The 6,976-nt window shown below is 68.1% G+C and carries 9 protein-coding genes; 4 read left to right on the top strand and 5 right to left on the bottom strand.

Translation table 11 applies throughout. The features are described from left to right. The 3 genes from B0F77_RS24185 to ctaE form a co-directional block, all read right to left on the bottom strand. Nucleotides 1-952 (bottom strand): menaquinol-cytochrome C reductase (locus B0F77_RS24185; RefSeq protein ID WP_086665256.1); only part of this gene is annotated, 952 nt, incomplete at its 3' end. Further along, complete coding sequence (qcrC, locus tag B0F77_RS24180; protein ID WP_086665255.1) at nt 949-1,761, bottom strand: cytochrome bc1 complex diheme cytochrome c subunit; 813 nt, start codon at nt 1,759-1,761, stop codon at nt 949-951. The genes B0F77_RS24185 and qcrC, both read right to left, overlap by 4 nt. Nucleotides 1,762-1,822: 61 nt before the next feature. Next, a complete protein-coding gene (gene ctaE / locus B0F77_RS24175) occupies nt 1,823-2,434 on the bottom strand; it encodes an aa3-type cytochrome oxidase subunit III (RefSeq protein ID WP_086665254.1) in 612 nt (203 codons plus the stop codon). 94 nt (nt 2,435-2,528) lie between these two features. On the opposite strand from ctaE, the gene B0F77_RS24170 reads away from it, so the two are divergent. The 4 genes from B0F77_RS24170 to B0F77_RS24155 all read left to right on the top strand — a co-directional run bounded on the left by B0F77_RS24170 (nt 2,529) and on the right by B0F77_RS24155 (nt 5,253). Then, nucleotides 2,529-2,930: a hypothetical protein gene (locus B0F77_RS24170; protein ID WP_086665253.1), complete on the top strand. Its 402-nt coding sequence runs from the start codon at nt 2,529-2,531 to the stop codon at nt 2,928-2,930. Nucleotides 2,931-2,969: 39 nt separating this feature from the next. After that, nucleotides 2,970-3,380 carry a hypothetical protein gene (locus tag B0F77_RS24165; protein ID WP_086665252.1) on the top strand — a complete coding sequence of 137 codons (411 nt, stop codon included), beginning with the start codon at nt 2,970-2,972 and terminating at the stop codon, nt 3,378-3,380. A gap of 5 nt (nt 3,381-3,385) precedes the next feature. Further along, entirely contained in the window at nt 3,386-4,438 is a 1,053-nt protein-coding gene (gene trpD / locus B0F77_RS24160) for an anthranilate phosphoribosyltransferase (protein WP_086665251.1), read from the top strand. 143 nt (nt 4,439-4,581) lie between these two features. Beyond that, nucleotides 4,582-5,253: a lysophospholipid acyltransferase family protein gene (locus tag B0F77_RS24155; protein WP_086665250.1), complete on the top strand. Its 672-nt coding sequence runs from the start codon at nt 4,582-4,584 to the stop codon at nt 5,251-5,253. Between the two features lie 212 nt (nt 5,254-5,465). Here B0F77_RS24155 and B0F77_RS24150 read toward each other — a convergent pair whose 3' ends face one another. Together B0F77_RS24150 and ctaC are read right to left on the bottom strand one after the other, a co-directional pair. Then, the gene (locus B0F77_RS24150; RefSeq protein ID WP_086665249.1) at nt 5,466-5,882 is read right to left on the bottom strand and encodes a cytochrome c oxidase subunit 4; all 417 of its coding nucleotides are present in this window, start codon (nt 5,880-5,882) and stop codon (nt 5,466-5,468) included. Between the two features lie 14 nt (nt 5,883-5,896). After that, nucleotides 5,897-6,829 carry an aa3-type cytochrome oxidase subunit II gene (gene ctaC / locus B0F77_RS24145; RefSeq protein ID WP_211293974.1) on the bottom strand — a complete coding sequence of 311 codons (933 nt, stop codon included), beginning with the start codon at nt 6,827-6,829 and terminating at the stop codon, nt 5,897-5,899. Nucleotides 6,830-6,976: the final 147 nt, after the last annotated feature.

Raw genomic sequence — 6,976 nt, 5'->3', positions numbered from 1 at the left:
GCAGCAGACCGGTCTGCTGCTCGAACAGCGACGTCGGGCAACCCAGGTGCGTGCAGATCTTGGAGTACGCGTACAGGTCGCCGAAGTTGAAGTCTTCCTGACCGGCCCGCTTGGTGACCGGCTGGTTCGGGCGCAGGCGGATGAGCATGACCGGGGCGTCGGACCTCTTGAGGGCCGCGACCAGGGCGTGCTCGTCGTCGCGCTCGGACTCCCGGAACGGGAACACCGTCTCGAAGCCGCCGGGCTCGACGTCTTCGGGACGCACCAGGGAGACCTCGTGGAAGTTGCCCGTGTGGCGGCGGAGGTAGACCTTCTCGCCCTTTTCGGCCTTCCAGCCGGTGTGCCACAGCGACGCCTTGGTCTCGCTGTCCGAGTGCGGGTTCTTGATCAGCGCGCCCAGCGGGACGGCCGCCACGCCGAGACCCAGCACACCGGCGCCGAGACCGGCGGTGCGCTTGATCAGGCTGCGGCGGGCGATGCCGCTGCGGTCACCGGCGTCGGCGAGCTCGGCGACCAGGGTGGCGCGGTCGACCTCGGCCGACGGGCCGTCGTGCCGCTGCTGGACCGCGAGCTCGTCCGGGATGAACTTCTTGGTGTAGAGCAGCGCGCCCACGCCCAGGCCCACCACCGACAGGCCCAGGAACAGGCCGATCAGCGGGTTGTAGAGCATGTGCAGCAGGTGGCCGTGCTCGTTCGAGGGGGCCTCGTACTGCCACGGCCAGAACAGGAACACACCGAGGAAGGCGAGGCCCGACAGCGCGGAGATCATGAACCACAGCGCGACCACGCGCTGGGCACGACGCTCTGCGCGGGTGCCGGGGACCGGGAACTTCTCCTCGTAGTGGACGAGCTCGACGCCGTCCATCTTCGTGCCGAGCTTGACGAGGTCGTCCCGGCTCATCTCCGCGAGCTCTGCCTCGCTGGGCAGCTCGATCGGCTTGTCGCCGCTCATGCCTTGGCTCCGATCCAGAGGGTCACGCCGATGAGCGCGGCGATGCCCACGATGAACGCGATCAAGCCTTCCGAGACGGGTCCGAACCCGCCCAGGGGGTTACCGCCGGAGTTGTTGTTCCCGTCGGTCACCGACTTGACGTACGCGATGATGTCCTTCTTCTCTTCCGGCGTGAGCTGACGCTCGCCGAACTTCGGCATGTTCTGCGGGCCGGTCAGCATCGCCGTGTAGATCTGCTCCTCGGTCACCCCGTCGAGCGTCGGCGCGAACTTGCCGGACGACAGCGCTCCACCACGACCCGTGAAGTTGTGGCAGCTGGAGCAGTTGAGGCGGAAGAGCTCGCCACCGCGTGCCGGGTTGTCGCCGCGCAGGCCCTCACCGGTCTCGGAGGGCTTCTTCGGGCCCTCGCCGCCGTTCGCGGTGATGTAGGCCATCAGCGCGTTGATCTGCTCGGGGGTGAGCTTCGCCGGCTTGCGGATGGCCTGCGCCTCCTGCCGCGCCATGGGCATGCGGCCGGAGGAAGTCTGGAAGTAGACCGCGGCGTCGCCGACGCCGACCAGGCTCGGCCCGCGGTCCTTGACGCCCTGCAGGGACTCGCCGTGGCAACTCAGGCAGGTGTTCAGGTAGATCTGCTCGCCCTGGCGGACCAGGGCGTCCTGCTGCTGCGCCGACGCGGTCTGCGCCTGGGGCGCGAACGCGGCGAACAGCATGCCTGCGCTGAGCAGGGCGAAGCCCAGCGCGAGCAGACCCGCGACCCTGCGACGCAGCTTCGTGCGGGCGCCGCGCGGGCGTTTCGTAGTGGTGGTCATGGTGTGCGGCAACCCTTGCTGTCAGTTCGGGAGCTCGTGGCTTGGCTGCGTGCTGGCTAAGTCAGGGCACGATGTAGATGATGGCGAACAGGCCGATCCACACGACGTCGACGAAGTGCCAGTAGTACGACACGACGATCGATGCGGTGGCCTGTGCCGGCGTGAACTTGCTGAGCTTCGTCCGGATCAACAGGAAGACGAACGCGATCAGACCGCCGATGACGTGCAGGCCGTGGAAGCCGGTCGTCAGGTAGAAGACCGTGCCGTAGGCCGACGACGGGATCGTCGTGCCCTCGTGGACGAGGTGGTAGTACTCACCCGCCTGGCCACCGACGAAGATCGCGCCCATGATCAGCGTCACGATGTACCAGCGACGCAAACCGAAGACGTCACCCCGCTCCGCAGCGAACACGCCCCACTGACACGTGAACGACGACGCCACGAGGATGATCGTGAAGAAGGCCGCGTAGGGGACGTTCAGCTCGGTCGGGGGCGGGGGCCAATGCCCCGTGCTGTTCTGGGCCTTCACCGTGAAGAACATGGCGAAGAGGCCAGCGAAGAACATGAGCTCGCTGGACAGCCAGACGATCGTGCCAACGCTGACCATGTTCGGACGGTTCAGCGAGTGCACGCGCTGGCCGATTGAAGGCGCTGCCGTGGTCACGCGCAGCATTATTGCCTGCGCTATTTCCGTCCGCCCATCGGGTCCTGGGCGGATCATGGGTCGGATGGGTCACACGGCGGGTGATCGCGAGGGAGATCAACGGATGGGTTTGCTGGGCCGATTGCGGGACACGCTGCGCCAACTCGTGGGACGAGAGGACGAACCGGCGTTGTCGATCGACGACCCGGCGCTCGTCGTGGTCGTCGAGGCGTTCGACATCGCGGAAGCCGATTCGGCCGCTTTGGCCCGCTCCCCGCAGTGGCGTCCCGACGAGCTCGCCGTGCTCCGGCATCACGCCCGCATACCTTCTGACCAGGTAGAACGCGCGCGAGAGCTGCTCACTCCAGACGGCTGGGTGCTCGTCGCAGGTGATATATCGCATATCAGTCGGGTGCAGAAACTGGACGCGTTGCACTGCGCCCAGGAGCGTTCGCGGATGGCGTCGCTCGCCCAGCGACTGGGCGGGGAAGCCCTGGGGTGGGACGCGCTGCAGCCCGCCCGATAGCATCGCGGCGACCTTGGTCACTTTCTGGAGGATCGTGAGATGAGCACGCAGACCACGAAGATCCTGGTGTTCAGCCACCGGCCCGAGGTGCGTGAGACGATCATCACTGCCGTCGGCCGCCGCCCGGCGCCGGACCTCCCGCGCGTCGACTTCGTCGAGGCCGGTGCGATCGCCGACGTCCTCTACGAGGTGGACAACGGCACCGTCGACCTGCTGATCCTCGACGGCGAGGCGCAGCCGACCGGTGGCATGGGCCTGTCCCGCCAGCTCAAGGACGAGATCACGAACTGCCCGCCGATCGTCGTGGCGGTGCGCCGCAAGGACGACCGCTGGCTCGCGACCTGGTCACTGGCCGACGCGGTGCTCGTGCACCCGCTGGACCCGCTGGCCGCCGCCGAGACCGTGGCCGAGGTGCTGCGGGGCTCGGCTGTTCCTGTCGTCAAGGGCTGATCCCGGTGCCAGCAGGTGCGACCGAGCGCACGTGGCCTTCGCTGCTCAACAGACTGCTCGACGGCGTCGACCTGACCGCCGACGACACGGCCTGGGGCATGGACCAGGTCATGTCGGGCGAGGCGACGCCCGCGCAGATCGCGGCGTTCGTCGTCGCGCTGCGCGCCAAGGGTGAGACGCCGGAGGAGATCGACGGCCTCGCCACGATGATGCTCAACCACGCACGGCGGTTCGACGTCGGCGTGCGGGCGACGGACATCGTGGGCACCGGCGGCGATCATTCCGGTTCGGTGAACATTTCGACGATGGCCGCGATCGTCACGGCCGCCGCGGGTGTGCCCGTGGTGAAGCACGGCAACCGCGCGGCGTCGTCGCAGTGCGGCACGGCGGACGTGCTGGAGGCGCTGGGCGTCGCGATCGACCTGCCGCCCGAGGGCGTGCGGGCGACCGTGGCCGAGCTGGGCATCGGTTTCTGCTTCGCGCCGGTGTTCCACCCCGGCTTCCGGCACGCGGGCCCGGTGCGCCGCGAGATCGGCATCCCGACGTCGTTCAACCTGCTCGGCCCGCTGACGAACCCGGCACAGCCCCAGGTCGGCCTGATCGGCTGTGCCCGTGCCGCCGCGGCGCCGTTGATCGCCGGCGTGTTCGCCCGCCGCCGCAACACGGCACTGGTGGTGCGCGGCGACGACGGCCTCGACGAGATCACCACGACCACGACGACGTCCGCGTGGCTCGCGCAGGACGGCGAGGTGCGCGCGGAGACGATCGACCCGGTGGTGCTCGGCGTGAAGCCCGCCCGCGAGGAGGACCTGAAGGGCGGCGACGCGTCCGTCAACGCCCAGGTGGTCCGTGATCTCGTGGCCGGCAAGCCCGGTTCGGTGCGCGACGCGGTACTCGTGAACGCCGCCGGGGCCATCGCGGCGCACGGCGGGTTCTCCGGCGACCTGCACGCCGATCTGTCGGCCTCGCTGAGCCGCGCGGCCGACGCCGTCGACTCGGGCAGGGCGGCGACGCTGCTGGGCCGCTGGGTGGAGCTCTCCACCGCGTTGAAGGGGTAGCGGAGCATTTCGGTCACGCGTCGTCGTCGGCGCGTGACCGTCCTCGCACGGCCGCCGCACAGGCGTAGTCCGAGCGAGTGATGGGCCGGAGATGCGCACCACGTGGTAACGCGGCGGCAATCGCCACCTGGAATGCTGGAGGCATGGTCCTCTACCCGGTGATGAAGCATGTCGTCGCGCGCGCAGCCCGTCTTGTCTACCGCCCTGTGGTGGAAGGGCTGGAGAACATCCCCACCGACGGCCCGGTCATCCTGGCGGCGAACCACCTCAGCTTCATCGACAGCGTCGTGATCCCCATGGTGGTGCCGCGACGCGTGTCGTTCCTCGCGAAGGCGGAGTACTTCACCGGCACCGGTGTGAAGGGTTCGCTGTCCCGCTGGTTCTTCTCCTCGATGGGCCACGTGCCGGTGCACCGCGGCAAGGGCCGTGACGCGCGCGCCGCGCTCGACACCGCCGCCGAGATCCTCGGTCGTGGCGACGCCTTCGCGATCTACCCGGAGGGCACCCGCTCGCTCGACGGCAAGCTCCACCGCGGCCGCACGGGCGTCGCCCGCATGGCGCTCGAGTCAGGGGCCCCGGTCGTGCCGGTCGGCATCATCGGCACGGACAAGGTGCAGCCGGTCGGCAGCAGGTTCCCGAAGATCGTCCCGGTGACGGTCCGCTTCGGCGAGCCGCTCGAGTTCAGCCGCTACGACGGCATGCAGGAGTCGCTGCCGGTCCTGCGCAGCGTCACCGACGAGATCATCTACCGCATCCTGGACCTGAGCGGCCAGGAGTACGTCGACGCGTACCAGAAGACGCCGGTCGCCGCGTAAGGCTTCAGAAGCTCGCTGAGGACCCGAGAAAGGCCCTTCCCGCCGTGATGGCGGGAAGGGCCTTTCTCGCGATATGCGATATATCGGACAGGGCGATATCCGATATGCGATACATCACATGGTGGATATCGCTTCCGGAAACGGCCGAGGCCCCCTCCACGAAGGAGAGGGCCTCGGCGAACTGATATCCGATGTACTGGATATGGGTTGTGTCAGTCGTGGTTGGGACCGGTGTGGTACTCGAACACCAGGCCACCGACCATGATCAGCACCAGGACGACACCGATCACCAGCAGCCACACGTGCCAGAACGCCACGCCGACAGCCGCGGTTCCCGCCGCGGCCGCGAGACCGACCGGCCAGTACGAGCCCGGGCTGAAGAAGCCCAGGTCACCGGCGCCGTCGGACACCTCGGCCTCGGGGTTGTCCTCCGGCCGCACCTCGATGCGGCGGGCGACGAACCGGAAGTAGGTGCCGGTGATGAGGGCCAGACCACCGGTCAGCGCGAGCGCCACCGTGCCGGTGGGCTCGACGTGGCCGGTCGCCGCGTGCGTCCAGTAGCCGTACACGACGGCCATCAGGAACGAGAAACCCATCACCAGGTCGAATACGCGAGCTTCGATCTTCATCGCGGGGCGTGTCCCTACTTCTGACCCGCGCCGGAGGCCTCACGGGCCTTCCGGTCGGTGTTGAACGGGGTGGTCGTGGTGGCCAGCGGCGCGCACAGCTCACCGCAGTTGACCTGCGCGAGCGCCTCGGCCGTGGTGTACGGCTTGCCCGTCTTGGCGTTCACTTCCTTGCGGAGCTCGATGTACTTGTCGAAGTCGGCCTCGTTCAGGGCGCGGACCTCGAAGTTCATCACCGCGTGGTACGAGCCGCAGAGCTCGGCGCAACGGCCGACGAACGCACCCGGACGGTCGATCTGGTCGATCTGGAAGACGTTGTCCTGGTTGTTCTTCTCCGGGTGCGGGAAGACGTCCCGCTTGAAGTGGAACTCCGGCACGAAGAACGAGTGGATGACGTCGGTCGAGCGCAGCGTGAACTGGATGCGCTTGTGCGCCGGCAGCACCATGATCGGGACCTCGCCGGAGGTGCCGACCGTGCTGACGACCTTGCCCTCTTCGGTCTTGTGGTCCGGGTACTGGAACTCCCAGTTCCACTGGAACGCGATCACATCGACGTTCACGTCGGGCTTGCCCGACTTGTCCGTGACGTAGTTCTGCGTGATGGCGGTGAAGTAGAACAACACCGCCACGATCACCGTCGGCACGACGATGAGCACGATCTCCAGCGGGAGGTTGTACGCCGTCTGACGCGGCAACTCCTCCGACTTCTTGCGGTGGAAGACCACCGACCACAGGATCAGGCCCCACACGATGACGCCGACGACGAGCGCGGCGATCACGGACCACGTCCAGAGCTCGCGCATCTTCTCGGCCTGCGGCGTGACGGCCTGCGGCCAGCCGAAGCGCAGCACCTCGTCCGTGGAGCAACCGGTGGCCCCGATACCGACCAGGCCGACCAGCCCGGCGGTCTTCGCCAGCCGGGATGCCCTGGTGCCCTCCTTCAGGCCCACTGCTCGCCCGCCTCCTCGTTCACAAACAACTGGCCATGCCAACGGATCAAGCGGGAGCGTAGCCCAGCGCAACCACGCTCACCCCTTGGGGGCACCGCCGCTGCGGTGCAGTTTCGGTCACACAAAGCCGCTTCGGCATACTGGGAC

The organism is Lentzea kentuckyensis (genome assembly GCF_002150765.1).
In the GTDB taxonomy this organism is placed as follows: Bacteria; Actinomycetota; Actinomycetes; order Mycobacteriales; family Pseudonocardiaceae; genus Lentzea; species Lentzea kentuckyensis.
This window is presented reverse-complemented; position numbering and strand designations above follow the sequence as displayed.